At 66.9% G+C, this 14,136-nt stretch carries 18 protein-coding genes; 11 read left to right on the top strand and 7 right to left on the bottom strand.

Features of this window, described 5'->3' with window-relative positions:
- Positions 1 to 198 precede the first annotated feature (198 nt).
- Positions 199 to 918, top strand: a complete 720-nt coding sequence (locus tag ACX114_RS40295) for a hypothetical protein (protein WP_459293439.1) — start codon at positions 199 to 201, stop codon at positions 916 to 918.
- Between the two features lie 294 nt (positions 919 to 1,212).
- Here the strand turns inward: ACX114_RS40295 and ACX114_RS40290 are convergent, their stop codons facing one another.
- From ACX114_RS40290 to ACX114_RS40270, 5 genes are all read right to left on the bottom strand, one after another.
- Positions 1,213 to 1,419, bottom strand: coding sequence for a hypothetical protein (locus tag ACX114_RS40290; RefSeq protein WP_459293437.1), 207 nt, complete (start codon positions 1,417 to 1,419; stop codon positions 1,213 to 1,215).
- Complete coding sequence (locus ACX114_RS40285; protein ID WP_459293435.1) at positions 1,416 to 2,330, bottom strand: GAF domain-containing protein; 915 nt, start codon at positions 2,328 to 2,330, stop codon at positions 1,416 to 1,418. The genes ACX114_RS40290 and ACX114_RS40285 overlap by 4 nt, the downstream gene beginning before the upstream one ends.
- A 268-nt stretch (positions 2,331 to 2,598) precedes the next feature.
- Positions 2,599 to 3,144 (bottom strand): transposase, encoded by a 546-nt coding sequence (locus tag ACX114_RS40280; RefSeq protein ID WP_459293433.1) that lies wholly within the window; start codon positions 3,142 to 3,144, stop codon positions 2,599 to 2,601.
- A 232-nt stretch (positions 3,145 to 3,376) separates the two neighbouring features.
- Entirely contained in the window at positions 3,377 to 3,559 is a 183-nt protein-coding gene (locus ACX114_RS40275; protein ID WP_459293431.1) for a helix-turn-helix domain-containing protein, read from the bottom strand.
- A gap of 640 nt (positions 3,560 to 4,199) precedes the next feature.
- The gene (locus tag ACX114_RS40270) at positions 4,200 to 4,550 is read right to left on the bottom strand and encodes a hypothetical protein (protein WP_459293429.1); all 351 of its coding nucleotides are present in this window, start codon (positions 4,548 to 4,550) and stop codon (positions 4,200 to 4,202) included.
- Between the two features lie 350 nt (positions 4,551 to 4,900).
- Here ACX114_RS40270 and ACX114_RS40265 point away from each other — a divergent pair, with 350 nt between their 5' ends.
- Positions 4,901 to 5,125: a hypothetical protein gene (locus ACX114_RS40265; RefSeq protein ID WP_459293427.1), complete on the top strand. Its 225-nt coding sequence runs from the start codon at positions 4,901 to 4,903 to the stop codon at positions 5,123 to 5,125.
- A gap of 42 nt (positions 5,126 to 5,167) precedes the next feature.
- On the opposite strand, the gene ACX114_RS40260 is transcribed toward ACX114_RS40265, so the two are convergent.
- Positions 5,168 to 5,422, bottom strand: a complete 255-nt coding sequence (locus ACX114_RS40260) for a LexA family protein (protein WP_459287847.1) — start codon at positions 5,420 to 5,422, stop codon at positions 5,168 to 5,170.
- Positions 5,423 to 5,474: 52 nt separating this feature from the next.
- On the opposite strand from ACX114_RS40260, the gene ACX114_RS40255 reads away from it, so the two are divergent.
- The 9 genes from ACX114_RS40255 to ACX114_RS40215 all read left to right on the top strand — a co-directional run bounded on the left by ACX114_RS40255 (position 5,475) and on the right by ACX114_RS40215 (position 12,943).
- Positions 5,475 to 6,602 (top strand): IS630 family transposase, encoded by a 1,128-nt coding sequence (locus ACX114_RS40255; RefSeq protein ID WP_459293425.1) that lies wholly within the window; start codon positions 5,475 to 5,477, stop codon positions 6,600 to 6,602.
- A 521-nt stretch (positions 6,603 to 7,123) separates the two neighbouring features.
- Positions 7,124 to 7,276 carry a 50S ribosomal protein L34 gene (gene rpmH, locus ACX114_RS40250; RefSeq protein ID WP_014400872.1) on the top strand — a complete coding sequence of 51 codons (153 nt, stop codon included), beginning with the start codon at positions 7,124 to 7,126 and terminating at the stop codon, positions 7,274 to 7,276.
- Between the two features lie 15 nt (positions 7,277 to 7,291).
- Positions 7,292 to 7,714: a ribonuclease P protein component gene (gene rnpA / locus ACX114_RS40245; protein ID WP_459293423.1), complete on the top strand. Its 423-nt coding sequence runs from the start codon at positions 7,292 to 7,294 to the stop codon at positions 7,712 to 7,714.
- The gene (gene yidD, locus ACX114_RS40240; protein ID WP_014400870.1) at positions 7,711 to 7,929 is read left to right on the top strand and encodes a membrane protein insertion efficiency factor YidD; all 219 of its coding nucleotides are present in this window, start codon (positions 7,711 to 7,713) and stop codon (positions 7,927 to 7,929) included. Before rnpA ends, yidD begins: the two co-directional genes overlap by 4 nt.
- A gap of 52 nt (positions 7,930 to 7,981) precedes the next feature.
- The gene (yidC, locus tag ACX114_RS40235) at positions 7,982 to 9,802 is read left to right on the top strand and encodes a membrane protein insertase YidC (protein WP_459293420.1); all 1,821 of its coding nucleotides are present in this window, start codon (positions 7,982 to 7,984) and stop codon (positions 9,800 to 9,802) included.
- Positions 9,799 to 10,587 carry a hypothetical protein gene (locus tag ACX114_RS40230; RefSeq protein WP_459293418.1) on the top strand — a complete coding sequence of 263 codons (789 nt, stop codon included), beginning with the start codon at positions 9,799 to 9,801 and terminating at the stop codon, positions 10,585 to 10,587. Before yidC ends, ACX114_RS40230 begins: the two co-directional genes overlap by 4 nt.
- A 44-nt stretch (positions 10,588 to 10,631) precedes the next feature.
- Positions 10,632 to 10,859 (top strand): hypothetical protein, encoded by a 228-nt coding sequence (locus ACX114_RS40225; RefSeq protein ID WP_206786481.1) that lies wholly within the window; start codon positions 10,632 to 10,634, stop codon positions 10,857 to 10,859.
- A gap of 61 nt (positions 10,860 to 10,920) precedes the next feature.
- The gene (gene mnmE / locus ACX114_RS40220; RefSeq protein WP_459293416.1) at positions 10,921 to 12,258 is read left to right on the top strand and encodes a tRNA uridine-5-carboxymethylaminomethyl(34) synthesis GTPase MnmE; all 1,338 of its coding nucleotides are present in this window, start codon (positions 10,921 to 10,923) and stop codon (positions 12,256 to 12,258) included.
- A 76-nt stretch (positions 12,259 to 12,334) separates the two neighbouring features.
- Entirely contained in the window at positions 12,335 to 12,943 is a 609-nt protein-coding gene (locus ACX114_RS40215; RefSeq protein ID WP_459293414.1) for a Uma2 family endonuclease, read from the top strand.
- Here ACX114_RS40215 and ACX114_RS40210 read toward each other — a convergent pair whose 3' ends face one another.
- Positions 12,944 to 13,948 (bottom strand): GspE/PulE/PilB domain-containing protein, encoded by a 1,005-nt coding sequence (locus tag ACX114_RS40210; protein WP_459293412.1) that lies wholly within the window; start codon positions 13,946 to 13,948, stop codon positions 12,944 to 12,946.
- Positions 13,949 to 14,136 lie beyond the last annotated feature (188 nt).

The raw sequence follows: 14,136 nt of genomic DNA, 5'->3' as shown, positions 1-14,136 counted from the left end.
CCGCTCTCCGGCTGATCAAGGAACCGGCCTGTAGCACGGATCAGCGGGACGCCCTGGCGGGTGGGGATGATCACTCCCGGTGGATCCGCTTTTTCCGCCTCATGCGCGAGCCGTTCCGCCGGGTTGTGCGAGGTGGGCGGTGGGGGCACCTGAACGGCCTTGACGTGATGCACTCAACGTTGCCAGGGAGAGGACCGCATGGCGATCAACGAGCGCAGGACGCTGTTCGCGACGACGACCCTGGGACGGACGTTCGTGCTCCGCCGCTACGATCCACCCGGGGAGCCCGCGTCGTACGAGCTCTCCTTGTATGAGGACTACCTCGGACCCACGCCGAAAGAGGTGCCTCTTCAGGGATTTCCTCCCGAAGGCTTCACTTCGGAGGCGGAGGCCCTGGATCAGGTCCGGCGCTGGCATCCCGAGGTGACCGCGCTCGAGGACGTTCGCCAGGGCCGCCACGTGGCCATCGACTTCGTGCGCGCGCTGAAGGCCGGGAGCCTGGAACCGTTACGGCCCTCGATGACCTCCGAGGAGCTGGTGGAACTGCTGGGAGTCCCCGAGGGGGTGCTGTCCGTCTCGCGGGAGACTGGCGCCGTCCTCTGGTCCTACGGCGTCGTGCAGTTGTACCTGGAGCAGGGCCAACTCATCTGCCTGGAGATCGACGACGGCGTGGGGGCCTTCACCAGCCTGGAGCTCTCGGGTTGGTTCCTGGAGCCATCGACAACGAGGACGGAACTGGAGGAGGCGCTGCGGCTCCGGGGCATCCCCTTCACGCGGGAACTCCACCTGGAGGCCCAGGTCCTCCGTGTGCCGGGCGGCTTCCATTTCGACTTCCACGCGGAGGTCGAGCGCATCCACGCGCTCTACTGGAACCACCCGCTCGCCATTCCTTGGCCCCTGCCCCCTTTTCCTACATGATCGCCCGGTCCACCCGGCGCAGGGCTGCACGGTCGGCGCAGGTGATCCTTTCGACCTTGCCCACTTTTCCGAGGGGTCGAACGGGCATTTTCCTCCAAGAGTTCCAGCAGGTTACGCGCTTCGCGCCCGCCCTGATGTAGAGGTGGGAGGGATGGCTACAAGGGGGCCCGGCGGCAACAAATGGACACTCGTATCTTGGGTTAGCGCGGCCAGAGGCAAGGCGAAGGTGCATAAACGACGAAGGGCCCACTCCAAGAAAGGAGTGAGCCCTTGCTGTTTCTGGGTGTTTCGCCTTCAGGCTCGGTCACGAGCTGCCATGAACGGAGCGAAGACCACGGCCCCGACGATGACTAGAAGCACGAAGAGCGGCTTGGGCATCCAGCTCGGTTGCTTGGGCAGCCGATCCTTGCGCTGGACCTCCATGAAGGTCTCCATGCCTTGCTGGGGCGTTATTTCTCCGGAAACTACCTTCCGGTACACGCTCATATCCATGCTGGTCATCGTGGCCTCCCTCTAGGCTTCTTCTTACTTCGGCCCTGACCGCTCGAAAGTTGCGGCGCCCTCTTATCGTCTACTGGAATCAGCGTCCACCCCAACATTGCTACGAACGGATTCAGGTCCAGCACTAAGTTGAGTTGGTCGCTGTCGAAATGGTACTTCCGCTTACTATCGATCGTCACCACCCCTACAGGTTTTGTCCCTCCACAGAACACAGGGATGGCGAGAATACTCCTGTAGGGTCGTCCTGCCGGAGTGCTCGGGAACTCATCGTACACATCGCCGGTGACCCGTGCTTCACCCGACAAATAGACCTGCCAAGCAAGCGAATCTTCTCTAGGCAGGATTGGTGCGTCGAGCCGGTGGCGCTGGTCTCTTGCCAGCACCTTCCACTGATCGTCATCCTCGCCCAGCAGGTTGACGAAAATCATGTTCCCAAGCTCGTCCGAGCGGTGACTGCGCGCATAGGACGCAATTAGCTGGAGAACTTCCACGCGGAAATCGAGCATCCGCTCTTTGCCGATGGGGTCCGGAGCCGCCAGCATCTGCTGCATCTTCTCAACGAGTCGGTAGTGGAGGAACTGACGCTCCACTCGTTTCTCCTTCACCTGTTGAAGATGCCGCGGTGCCAGATTCGTGCGGATCTTTAGGATGGCCGTTACTAGCCAAATAATGGTCCCTACGACCCCGTAGGACCACCCCAGCTTCCAGAACGGGTACGCCAGCAGCGCGAATGAGGCGCCGAACTGCGCCATCCGTACTGGCCAGCCTGGCGCGAAAAGCCAACTGATGAATCCGTACCAGCCAACCGTCATCGTACGTTTCCATCCGGACAGACGTGATCGCGGCGGCTGTATGGGCGGCTGTACTAGAGGTTGGCTCAAGCTGGGAACGAGGCTTTCCTGCACTTCCATCGACTCCCTCTCCAAGGCTCCACTCGAGCACTGCTGATTGGCGGGCCGATATAGAACAAATTTTTACGGATGTCCTAGTGCTCGCCCTTGGGCGTCGCAGGCAGAAGGGGCCTGCCCGGCGAGGCTTGTCGACAGAGAGTACTACTGCCCTACAAGCTCGCATTGGGTGACGACCACTCTGCCCAAGGTCAGCCCGGCTACCCGTCTGCGGATGGTAACGTGCGCGCCCTTGGAGAGTTTGGCCACGCGTTCCAACTGACAGCTTAGCTCAAGCGGGCTGAGCTACGAGGTAGCCGCAGTGGTCAAACCATCCTGCGGCATCCCGTAGAGAAAGAGTGGAGAGCGCGAGCTTGATGCCGAGACGGAGTCCGGTTCGTGTGCGAAGCCTCCACTTGCGCAGCAGCGCTTTCATCTTGCTCCATGCAGGCGTGATGGGACTGAAGGCGGGGCTGTAGGGTGGCAGGAAGACGACGCGTGCGCCACGCGACTCAATGACTTCAATGAGGGCCCTGCATTTGTGCACGGCCAAGCTGTCCCAGACGACGACCTGGCCCGGCTGGAGCACGGGCACCAGGTGCTCCAGGACAAACCGCCCCCAGGCTTCCAGGTCCGTGCCGCCCTCCATCTCCAAATGCTCGGTGATGCCTTGGAGAGTGAGCACTCCGATGACGGTGGTGGGGCAGCCTCGGTTGCGAGGGACGGACTCCCCCGTCAGCCGATCGCTCCGGGGAGCGCGTCCATGGAGGCGCGTCATGTCCGTGCGGCAGCCCGTCTCGTCCACGACCACCAGAATGTCGCTCGCCACCCGCTCCATGGCGAGCGCGTACTTCCAGCGCAGTGCTTCTACGGCCTCGCTGGCGCCTTCCAGGTCACGCAGTGACTTTTTTACACGTCAGGCCCATTCGGTGAAGCACCCGATTCACGGCCGCATGGCCGATGGTGCTGCCAGCGCGCCGCGAGTATTGGCGAGCCAACTCTTCGTCCGTCGCGTCGGGGCGCTCCCGCATCCACTGCCGCAGCAGCGCTTCCCCTGCGGCATCCACCTTTCAAGGGGCGCCTCCTCCATGCGGGCGGGGATGGACACTCCCTCTCGCCTCAAAACGGGCGATGTACCGGCGTACCGTCGCGTAGCCGAGCATGAAGCGCCGGGCGATGGCGCTCTTGCCCTCGCCTTGTGGCCAAGCCGCAATAACGCGCTCTCGCAGGTCGAGCGAATGGGTGTTGGACATGGCTGCTCCCTTTGCCCAATCAACACCCACCGGCCGCTCACTTCATTCAAACTCCGCTGTGAGCACGCTCTCCAGCAAGCAACTCGACGCCATCGCCTACGAACTTGACAGACGCTCGCGGCAAACGCTTGCATGGCGAACACCTGCCAAAGTATTTGCGTTAGCTGTTGCGACGATCGCTTGAGAGCGCCGGGCCAGGCTCACATCTCGGGTGTCCACAAGACTGGGCTACTCCCATAACTACGGGCCGCCCGGGTTAGGTCTGTGGCTGGGCGGCCAATGGCCCCGCCGAGTTCCTCGGCATTGGGCGTGGGACGATGGCGAGAGAGACCGGCTGGTGACCTTGTCCATCTTCCCTACATGCGCATCAAGACTACTGCTCGATTCGCGGGGTCCACGTAACGATGGCTCCGCAGCTCTGGCAGTAGATCCAGAACCCCGTCATTCCACCAAAGCTCTTGCTCTTCCTATCGAAGCTTGTACCACCGCACTTTGCACAGCACGGCACCATAAACTGCTCCCTTTCGCTTAGCAGCCCGCACCACTGGACCACTGCTGAGCGTCAGATTCAGGGGGCTAGGCAAGATGCGTCAATAGCCTTGTCTTGTTTCCGTCTAAGCCTTCAATTCCTTTAATAGGGCTAAATAGAGAAATTGTAGTACTTCCCAGAGTCGTAGTCGTACAGAGAAACGGAGTTCCCGTTTACAGAGCCAGAGAAGTGCTTTCTCGAATCATAGTCGTAGCCGGAAAACTGCTGCCCTTCGATTTTGAGCTCTAAATGGTTCTTATTTCCAAAGTGGTACAGCGAGGACGGTGCGCCTCCAATATGGCAATGTTGATCGTGGTCGTACACATTCACATTGTCGGCACCTGTGTCGCCACTGAAGTGGAAATGGCGGCCTTCTGAATAGTCGTAGACTGCTGATGCGTGCCTGCCTGAAATGAGGCGAATAGCGATGTATGCTACGGCTCTGCGGGTTGGCTGGTTCATGAGCGTTATTATAGGCGGGTAACGCACTGAGTACCGCAGATCATGCAGCTTTTAAGCTGGGGTATGGCGGCGGCTGAGGTGCGTCGCGCCTCAAATATACGTGAATAGTGAGGGCAGCTGCCATCAATCATGGGGCTGCGAGTTATGCCCACCCTCCAAGACATGAAGGCACGACGTTGAATGGGCGCAGGACAGTGTTAGCGACAACAGAGGGTGGTCGAACGTTTGTGCTCCGGCGAGACAGTTTACCGGGATCGCCCACGTCGTATGCGCTCTCCTTGTTCGAGGACAACCCGGGCCCCGCACAGAAGAGATTTCCGCTTTAGTTACGCCCTCCCGAAGGCTTTCCCGTGGAAGCAGAGGTCCTGAAGCAGGTCCGGCGCTGGCACCCGGAGGTGCCCGCGTTCGAGGACGTTCGCCTCGGCCGCCACGTGGCCATCGACTTCGTGCACGCGCTGAAGGCTGGGAGCCTGGAGCCGTTGCGGCCTTCGATGACCGCGGAGGAACTGGTGGACCTGCTGGGAGTCCCCGAGGAGGTGATGTCCCTCTCGCGGGAAACCGCCGCCGTCCTCTAGTACGTCGGCACAGAGGATTTGACCGGTTGGTATAGGCCCCGCCTATCGCAGGATGGGTAGGGCCTCCGGCCGCACAAGCAGTTCAATGCTCCGAGCCTGGCCAGCGCTGCGCCGGATGAGGCCCAGGCGTTCAAGCTCCAGCACCATGCGATGCACGGTGGGCGGGCTGGTACCGAAAAAGCGCTGCATGTCGGCTTCGGCCGGCGCACGCCGGTGGATACGCGAGTAGGCGTAGATGAAGGCCAGGTATTGGCCCTGCAGTTCGGTGAAGCGTGGTGGTTCGGAGGGAATCGACACGCGGTGCCCGTGGGTAGTCCGTCTCCATTCTTTGCTGGAGCGCAAGATTCCCATGACTGTACGCCACCGGGTGACACTCACCCCCGAGGAGAAGCAGGAGCTGAAGGCATTGGTGTCTGGTGGCACCGGGCGCGTGCGCCACCTCAAGCGTGCCCAGGTGCTGCTGGCCGCACATGCCCAACGCACCGACGAGGACATCGCGAGAAGCGTCCAGGTGGGCCTCTCCACCGTCTTCCGGGTGAAGCGCCGTTTCGTGGAAGGAGGCGTCACGCACGCGCTCCACGAGAAACAGCGCGCGGGGGCGGAGCGCAAGCTGAGTGGCAAGGAGGAAGCCTTGCTGGTGGCCACCGCGTGCTCGGGGCCGCCAGCAGGACGGGCACGCTGGACGCTTCAGTTGCTCGCCGACGAGATGGTGCGGCTGACCGAGCACGAGGGCCTCTCGCGCGAGACGGTGCGCCGACGCCTGGAGGAGAATGAGCTGAAGCCCTGGCAGAAGCGCATGTGGTGCATCCCCAAGGTGGATGCTGAGTACGTGGCGCGCATGGAGGACGTGCTGGAGTTGTATGCGGCACCCGCCGACAAGGCGCACCCGGTGGTGTGCTTCGACGAGACGCCGGTCCAACTCATCGGCGAGGTGCGCACGCCGGTGCCCGCGGCCCCGGGACGGCCCCGCCGCTACGACTACGAATACCAGCGCAACGGCACGGCCAACCTCTTCGTGCACGCTGGCCGACGCCACGTGGACGTCACGCCCAGCCGCACCTCGAGGGATTTTGCCCGCCAGATGCGGGACCTCGTCGACGAGCACTACCCGGACGCGGAGCGGGTGCGGGTGGTGCTCGACAACCTCTCCACCCACAGCGCCGCCGCCCTCTATGAGACGTTTCCGCCCCAGGAGGCGCGCCGACTCCTGCGCAAACTGGAATTTCACTATGTGCCCAAACACGCCAGCTGGCTGAACATGGTGGAGATTGAAATCAGCATCCTCACGCGCCAGTGCTTGGGTCGGCGACTGGGCGATGTGAAGACACTCAAGCACGAGGTGGCGCGATGGCAGCGCCAGCGCAATCTCGCGCGCGCCCGCATCCGCTGGCGCTTCAGCGTCGACTCCGCCCGACAGAAGCTGGGTAAGTCCTACCCGCTGACGGCGCAGGCGGCGGCATCCAAGGCCGCCGCCTGAACCATTCAAAACCTCTGTGCCGACGTACTAGTGCCACGGCGCAGTGCAGCTGTACCCAGCGGGTAGAGCGCGGACAGCTGGAGCGAGGCCAGCTCAGCTGCCTGGAAATCGGCGACGGCGTGGGAGCCTTCACCAGCCTGGAGCTCACAGGCTGGTTCCTGGAGCCCTCGATGACGAGGACGGAACTGGCGGAGGCGCTGAGACTCAGGGGCATCCCTTTCACAAAGGTGACCCACCTGGAGGCCCAGGTCCTCCGTGTGCCGGGTGGCTTCCAATTCGACTTCCACGAGAAGGTCGAACGCCTCCACTCGCTCTATTGGAACAACCCCCCTTACTGTTGCTTGCCCCGTCCCCCCTTTTCCTACATGATCGTCCGGTCCCCCCGGCGCAGGGCTGCACGGTCGGCGCAGGTGATCCTTCAGATTGACTTGTCCAGGAAATAGGGTTACGGACGCCCCCTTTCCAATGTACGGGTCGCGCCGGAAGTTCCCAGGTGCCGCCTTCAGCTCTCAGGAGTCGTTGTGTCCAAGCGCACGTACCAGCCGTCGAAGATCCGGCGCAACCGCGCCCACGGGTTCCGTAAGCGGAACGCCACCAAGTCCGGCCGGGATGTCCTCAAGCGCCGCCGCGCGAAGGGCCGTAAGCGCCTGGTGGTGTCGTCGTTCAAGAAGTAACTGGACGCACGGACGATGGCCGAGGGAGCGGCGCCGCGGGTGCCTCAGGCAACCGACGAGCGCTTCCCCAAGGCCCTTCGCCTGCTCCAGCGCCGTGAGTTCCTCGAAGTCCAGGAGGGCGGTCAGAAGATTCCGTCCGACTGCCTCCTGGCCCTCGTTCAACGCAATTCCCGGGCGCACTCCCGCGTAGGGCTCACCGTTTCCAGCAAGGTGGGCAACGCGGTGGTGCGCGCACGCCTGCGCAGAGTGCTCCGCGAGCTGTTCCGCAAGCACCGCGGGCAATGGCCCCCCGGTCTCGACGTAGTCCTGGTCGTTCGCTCCTCGGCGAAGGAAGCCTCCTTCGCGCAAGTTTCCCGTGCGTTCGACGGCGTCACCCGTAAGCTGCAACGGCTCTTTCCGGCACCTCGCGTGCCACCTAAAGAGCCTGCCGCCCCATGAGTCCACTCGCCTTCGTCATCGCCCTGCCCATCCGCTTCTACCGGCGGTTCCTGGGGCCGCTGCTGCCGAAGGCGTGCCGGTTCCATCCCTCGTGCTCCACCTACGCCATGCAGGCGCTGGAGAAGCACGGCGGTTTGAAGGGCAGCGCCCTCACCGTCTGGCGCCTGCTGCGCTGCCAGCCATTCCACCCCGGTGGATTCGATCCCGTCCCCTGACGGTTTGCTTCCGCCCGCCCTCCGGCGCCGTGCCGCCGGCACAGGGAACTCCATGACGAACGACCCGCTGTCGCCCCAGTCCAACGATTCGCAGAAGCGGCTGCTCCTGGCGCTCGCCCTCTCCTTCGCGGCCACCGCCGCCTACACCTTCTTCTTCGCTCCCCAGGGTCCGCCCCCGGGTGCCGAGGGGGCGGATGCGGGCGTGGAAATCGCCGCGACGAACGACGCCGGCACCCCGGGCATGGCCGCCGTGCCGCCGCCGGGCGCCACGGGCGAGGACGCCGGCACCCACGCGGAGGCCCCGCCGCCCCCCGCGCGCACCGTGGAGTTCGCCCGCCCGGAGGTGAAGTACACCTTCTCCTCGGAGGGCGCCGGCCTCACCTCCGCCGTGCTCCAGGGCACGAAGATGCGCGAGCAGCAGTCGCTCACCGTCAAGGAGGGCTTCGAGAAGCTCTTCGGCAAGGACATCCCCCCGCCGCCGCAGATGAACGTGGCGCACCCGGTGCCCGGCCAGCCGCTGCCGCTCGCGGTGACCATTGAAGGCGCCTCCCCGCTGGCGGCGAACACCCGCTACGCCGTGCAGGAGGGCCCCACCGACAACGGCGGCAGCGTGGTGTTCACCGGCCGCCAGGGTCCGTGGGAGGTGACGAAGACGGTGCTGTGGCCTCGCGAGGGCTTCGAGTTCACCTACACCCTCCAGGTGCGCAACACCTCCGCCCAGGCCCAGTCGGGCGAGCTCAAGGTTCACTACGGCCGCGCCATCGACCCGGAGTTCGAGCACGCGCCGTCCTTCTTCGGCGGCGTGGGCAACCTGAGCCGCTCCGCGTGCTGGGTGGAGGACAAGCTCCACAACCTGTCCCCGGGCGACAAGCCGCCCGAGGAGACGAAGGGGCCCATCTCCTTCTTCGGCATCAACCAGCAGTACTTCCTGTCCGCGCTCTACCCGCTGGACGGCGCGCTCCAGGGCCACTGCACGCTGACCGCCACGCCCACCGCGCGCGAGGTGTCCGCGGGCTTCCCGCTCAACGTGGCCCCGGGCCAGGTGGCCACCTTCCGCTTCGGCGGCTACGCGGGCCCCAAGGACCCCGACCTCCTGCGCATCGTGCCCGGCACGGAGCTGCGCGCCGTGGCCGGCCTGTCCACCACGGCCTACCACCCCATGCTGGAGGACACGGTCGACTTCGGCATCTGGGCGGTGGTCTGCAAGCTGCTGCTCGCCATCATGAGCTTCTTCCACGGCATCGTGGGGAACTGGGGCGTCGCCATCATCCTGCTCACCGTGGTGGTGAAGCTGGCGCTCTTGCCGCTCACCTACCGCTCCATGGTCAGCATGGAGGCGGTGAAGGTGCTCCAGCCGAAGATGGATGAGATCCGCAAGAAGTTCGCGGACGACAAGGAGCGCCAGAACCTGGAGATCATGAAGCTGTACCAGGAGGCGAAGGTGAACCCCCTGGGCGGCTGTCTGCCGCTGCTCATCCAGATGCCGGTGTGGATCGCGCTGTTCACGTCGCTGCGCAACAGCTTCGAAATCTACGGCGAGCCCTTCTTCGGCCCCATCTGGCGCGACCTCACCTACAAGGATCCCACGTACATCCTGCCGCTGGCGCTGGGTGTGTCGATGATCATCACGCAGAAGATGCAGCCGCAGATGATGGACGCGGCGCAGGCGCGGATGATGACCTGGGTGATGCCCATCATCTTCACCTTCACGCTGCTGCAGTACCCGGCGGGCCTGTCGCTCTACATCTTCACGAACAACGTGCTCTCCATCGGCCAGCAGTGGGGCCTGCGCAAGTGGCTGGACCGCAAGAAGAACCAGACGGGCGGCGGGACGCCGGCGGTGGTCACCGCCGGGGGAGGCAAACGCAAGTGAGCGGGGCACAGGTGGTGGCGGGCGGCGGCGACTTCCGCCCCCGGGTGGAGAAGCTGCTCACGGACATCCTCGGGCTGATGGGGTTCCCGGCGCGGTTGGACCTGCAGGACGCCGCGGACGGCAGCCTGTCCGTGGCGCTCCACTTCGAGTCCGGCGCGCCTCCGGGCGTGGAGCCGGGCAAGCGCAGCCAGGTGCTGGATTCGCTCCAGTTCCTGCTCAACAAGATGCTCCACCGCCCTGGCGTGGAGCGCCGCTGGGTGATGCTGGGCGCGGGCGCGCACCCAGAACCCCGGCCGCGCCGTGACGCGGCGGCGCAGCAGCAGGCCGCCGCTCCGGCCGCGTCCGTGGCACAGGTGGCTTCCACGCCCGCGCAGCAGCCGGCCCGGGCCGCGGCGCCCGCTCCGGCCGCGCAGCCGCAGCAGCGCAACGCTCGCGGTGCGCAGCAGGCGCAGCAGGCCGGGAAGCCCGCTCCGCAGCAGGCCCCCGCGAAGGCCGCGGAGGCGGACGAGCGCACGCTGCAGGTCGAGGAGGATCCGGTGTTCCGGGCGGCCGTCCGCAAGCTCGCGGAGAAGTCCGCCAGCCTGGGGCGCTTCTATGCGTTCGCCGCGATGAAGACTGAGGACCGCGCGCGCGTCCTGAAGGCAGTAGAAGGAGTGGACGGAGTGAAGGTGGCGGCGGAAGGCGAAGGCCGCAACCGACGCGTGGTGTTCACCCCGGCGAAGCCCGCCCCGATGCCCAAGCGGAGCCTGCTGCCGGACGACGACGAAGACGACGTCGACGCCTGAGCGGCTGTGTCCGCTTGGGCCGTTGGCGGGCGCGAGAGGAACGAATGGGTAAGGCGAAGGGTTTGAAGGACAAGCTGTACGGCGCGGCGGTGCTGAAGATGAGCTTCCGCCTGCGAGGGGACGAAGAGTCCCCGGCGTTCCGCTTTGTCTACCCGGGCGTGCTGCGCGACCTGGAGGTCGACGACGCCGAGGTGGAGAAGTACATCGAGGCACACCGCGAAGACGTGGAGCGCGCCGCTCGCGGCTCCACTCCGCCGCAGGGCGTCCGGTAGGGACTCGGGGGGGTGGGAGTCATGCGTGCGCGCCTGTCCGCCGGTGCTCCCCTGCCCCTCCATGACGTCTGACTCCGCCACCATCGTCGCGCTCGCCACCGCACCCGCGTCGGGGGCCGTGGGCATCCTCCGCGTGTCCGGGCCGGCCGCGCTGGAGGTGGGGCGGAGGCTCGCTCCCGGTGTCCCTGCGTCTCCCACGCCGCGCCATGCGTACCTGGCGTCGTTCGTGGACGCGGCGGGCGCGGTGCTGGATGAGGGATTGTTCCTCTACTTCCAGGCGCCCCGGTCGTTCACGGGCGAGGACGTGGTGGAGCTCCAGGCGCATGGCAGTCCGCGCCTGTTGCGGCTGCTGCTCGCGCGGGCGTTGGAGGACGAGCGCGTGCGCCCGGCGCTTCCCGGTGAGTTCACCCGGCGCGCGTTCTTGAATGGCCGCATCGACCTGACCCGCGCGGAGGCGGTCGCGGACCTGGTGGCCGCGGATTCAGAGGCGGCCGTGCGCGCCGCCGCGGCCGGTCTGTCCGGTGCGTTGGCGGAGCGGATCCGCGCGCTGGAGACGCCGCTGCGCGAGCTGCACGCGGACCTGGAAGGCGTCCTCAACTTCCCCGACGAGGCGGAGGGCGCGGACGCGGAGGCCGGTCCTCGCGTCACCGCGTTGCGCTCCGCCGCGGAGGCGCTGCGCGCGGAGGTGGGCCGTGGACGGCTGGTGCGCCAGGGCGCGCGCGTGGCGCTGTACGGCCCGGTGAACGCGGGCAAGTCCACGCTGTTCAACCGGCTGGTGGGCGAGGCCCGCGCGCTGGTGGACGACGAGCCCGGCACCACCCGCGACGCGCTGGAGGCCCGCGTCGAGTGGGATGGCCTGGGCGTCACCCTCTACGACACCGCCGGCCTGCGCGAAGCTCCCGGACGCGTGGAGGCCCTGGGCATCGCGCGCACGCGGGAGTTGCTCGCGGCCGTGGACCTGGCCGTGCTGGTGCTGCCTCCGGAGACGTCGCGCGAAGAGGCCGCGTCGTGGACGCGCGAGGCCGGCGCCACGCCCGTGCTGGTCGTCACCGGCAAGTGCGACGTCATCCCTGGCGAGGAAGCCGGAGCCCCTGCCCCGCCGCGCGTCAGTGGCCTCACGGGCGAAGGCGTGGAGGCGCTCCGGACCTCCGTGCTCACGCGGTTGTGGGGTGGTGGCACGCCCTCCGCGGTGGCGCTCGTCTCCGAGCGTCACGCGGACGCCCTGCGTCGCACCGCCGAGGCGCTGGGCCGCGCGGAAGAGGCCTCACGCGTGTCCACCCTGGAGGTCCTCTCCGGCGAGGTGGGGCTCGCGCTGGAGGCCCTGGGCGAGGTGTCCGGAACCAGCGTTTCCGAAGCGCTTCTGGACACCCTTTTCCAGCGCTTCTGCATCGGGAAGTAGTGCCCGGCGGGTGGCGGTCCTCATGTCAGACCCCTCCCTAGAATGCCTCGCGTTCACCGGCGCTCCCCGAGGATTCATGACGGCACTTCAGCACCTTCAACCCACCTCTCACTCCCTGCTCTCGGCGCTGCCGTCGGGCTGGGTGGGGGAAATCCTCGATGGCGAGCTGGTGGCCTCGCCGCGCCTCTCCGTGGCGCCCGCTCGCGCGGCCTTCATGATAGGCGTGGAGCTGGGAGAGCGGTTGGATCCGCGCCGCGGCGGCAACGGCCGCTGGTGCTTCCTGCGCGCGCCGGAGCTGCACCTGGGCGAGGACATCCTCGTGCCCGACCTGGCCGCCTGGCGCCGTGAGCGCGTGGCCGCCCCGCCGGAGCCCGGCGCCGCCTTCTTCACCCTGGTGCCGGATTGGGTCTGCGAAGTGCTGACCCCCGCCACCACCGCGCTGGACCGGGCCCGCAAGCTGCCCCTGTATGCACGGGCCGGCGTGTCCTACGTCTGGCTGGTGGACCCCGTCGCGCGCACGCTGGAGGTGTACCAGCGCCTCAAGCGCGGCTGGCTCCTCACCGCGAGCCACGAGGACGACGCCCTGGTGCGCGCCGACCCCTTCCCTTCCGTCTCCCTGGAGCTGGGCTCGCTGTGGCTCCCGGACGCGGCCGAGGAGATGCCCCGGCTCGTCGCGCTGCCCTGATCAGCTCGCGTGCTTGAGGCGCGCTTCCTCGGAGGCGCGCGACAGCCGCCGCACGGAGCGCAGCAGCAGGTCCGGGTCCACCGGCGCCGCCACGAAGCCTCGCGCATGCACGGCCTGCGCGCGGGGCAGGTCCCGCTCCGGCGCCTTGCCCGCCACCAGCACCTGCGCGCGCAGCCGCTGCGCCAGCACCTCCATCGCGGGCAGCGGCGCCACCACCACCTGCGCCTCGGTCGCGGCGCACACGTCCCCCGTGCTCGCCACCTTCACCGTGAAGCCCGCCCCGCTCAGCACCTGCACCAGGCCCGCCGCCGCGTCCGCGCCCCAGCCGTACACGAGCACCTGCTCGCGCACCGTCACGCGCGGCTTCGGTGCCTGCGCCGGTACCCAGGCGGGCTCCAGCGGCGCCAGCATGGGCAGCTCCGCGCTGTCCGCCCGCCGCACCGGCTCCGGCGCCGCCATGTCCGTCAGCTCCGCCAGGGACGAGCCCACCACCAGGGGCATCGACTCGTCCCACTCCGGCAGGGAGAAGCTCTCCATCCCGGGACGGCGCTGCGGCGTCGCCGGCTCACCCCGGTACAGCCGCCCGATGGCCCGCCCCAGCGCCGCGTCCGTGGCCAGCCGGGGCACCACCCGCGCCTTGCCGGACACGCTCTTCACCACGTCCAGGGTGGCCAGGCTCGCCGGTGCGGCCAGGGCCACCACCAGCACCTCCCGCGCCCCCTGCCCTTCCAGCCGCAGCGGCACCACGCGGTGGGCCTCCGCCACCTTGCAGGGAATCAGCCTCGCGAGCGACGCGTCCAGGGGCTGGGCGTCCAGGTCCACCGCCTCCACGCCGGACTGCGCCGCCAGCGCGGACAGCACCGCCTCCGCCGTGCAGAAGCGCTGGTCCACCACCACCTGCCCCAGCGCCACGCCCCACTTGCGCTGGTACGCCAGCGCCGACTGCAACTGCAATGCATCCACCACACCCCGCGCGAGCAGGATGTCCCCCAGGCGCTTCTTCATCGCTCGTTCTCCTCCGGCCCCCCTCGGTGCTTCGGCCGGGACGACCTGCCCAACATGCCCTCCCCTCTACGTCAGGAGAGTGTAAAATTACAGTCAAACCGGAGGAAAAGGGTGTGGATGGGCACTGGATTCCCGGAATCACTGGGAAATCAGTATGCTGCTCCCCTTTGGCCCGGCGGCTTCACCGT

It is taken from the genome of Corallococcus sp. M7, from assembly GCF_054512695.1.
Note: the sequence above shows the minus strand (reverse complement) of the source record. Positions and strands in the feature narration are given on the sequence as shown.